The organism is Actinoplanes sp. NPDC048791 (genome assembly GCF_040650095.1).
Classification (GTDB): Bacteria; Actinomycetota; Actinomycetes; order Mycobacteriales; family Micromonosporaceae; genus Actinoplanes.
The window spans coordinates 1-1,107 of sequence record NZ_JBEZGQ010001709.1 but is presented as its reverse complement, the minus strand read 5'-3'; the positions used below and the strand labels follow the sequence as shown (position 1 = coordinate 1,107).

At 73.7% G+C, this 1,107-nt stretch carries 2 protein-coding genes; one reads left to right on the top strand and one right to left on the bottom strand.

Going from position 1 to position 1,107, the window contains the following annotated elements:
- Positions 1 to 99 precede the first annotated feature (99 nt).
- Positions 100 to 699, top strand: coding sequence for a 5'/3'-nucleotidase SurE (locus AB0C29_RS49815; RefSeq protein ID WP_360835582.1), 600 nt, complete (start codon positions 100 to 102; stop codon positions 697 to 699).
- Between the two features lie 8 nt (positions 700 to 707).
- On the opposite strand, the gene AB0C29_RS49810 is transcribed toward AB0C29_RS49815, so the two are convergent.
- On the bottom strand, positions 708 to 1,107 hold a 400-nt coding region (locus AB0C29_RS49810; RefSeq protein ID WP_360835580.1), incomplete at its 5' end, for a protein kinase.

Here is a 1,107-nt window from a genome sequence, read left to right as displayed (position 1 = left end):
CGCGCCCGACAACCCGGACTTCTCCGTGGACGGCACGATCGACGCATGGCGTGACCGCGGCGCACCCGGCCGCAAGCTCGTGCTCCCTCCCCCGCCTTCATCGTGCTGCTCGCCCTGCGCAGCGCCTTCGGCCCGCCCCCGCAGATCGTCCTGTCCGGCATCAACCGCGGCGCCAACGCGGGCGCGGCGGTCGTGCACTCCGGCACGGTCGGCGCCACGCTGACGGCCTCGCACGCCGGTGTGCACGGCCTCGCCGTCTCCCTGGACGTGCTTTCCCCGGCCAACGGCACCGCGGCCAGCGGCGGCCAGGCCATCGCCGACCTGGAACACGCCGACGACGAGAACCGGCATTGGGACAGCGCCGCCGGCCTGGCGATGAAACTGCTGCCCACCCTGACCCACACCCCGCCGGGCACGGTGCTCAACCTCAACGTGCCGGACCTGCACGTGGACGGCATCCGCGGGCTGCGCCGGGCCACCCTGGCCAGATTCGGTCAGGTGCAGATGAGCATCGCGGAGGCCGGCGAGGGCTTCGTCCGCACCGCGGTGCAGGCCGCCGACGAGCCGCTGGAACCGGGCACCGACCTGGCCGCGCTGGCCGAAGGCTTCGCGGTGGTCACCCCGATCCGGTCACCCGCGGAAGCCACCGACGTGAAGTTCAACCTCGAGTCGATCGTCGTGCAGACGCCCGCGATCTAGCGGCGGCGTCAGTTGACCGAGGGCTCGGGCAGGGTGACGCCGTCCAGGATCCGCCAGAGGTCCAGCGCTACGTCGACGCTCGGTGGGCGGTCCTCGGGGCGCTTCGCCATGCAGGCGCGGACCAGATCGCGCAGCGGCGGCGGAAGGCCGGGGATGGCCAGGACAGGGGTCGGCGCGAGGTGACCGACCCGGCCGGCGGCCACGATCATGGCCGCGACCGCCGGAGGGTACGGGGAACGGCCGGTCAGCATCTCGTAGAGCAGCACGCCGAGGGTGTAGACATCGTCGGCCGGGCGGGCGAACGCCGTCTTGGGATGCGAGGGCAGGGCGTTCGCGTCGCCGGCGCGGTCGAGGCCGCCGCGGTCAAGGCCGCCGCGGTCGAGGCCGCCGCGGTCCAGGACTTCGTGC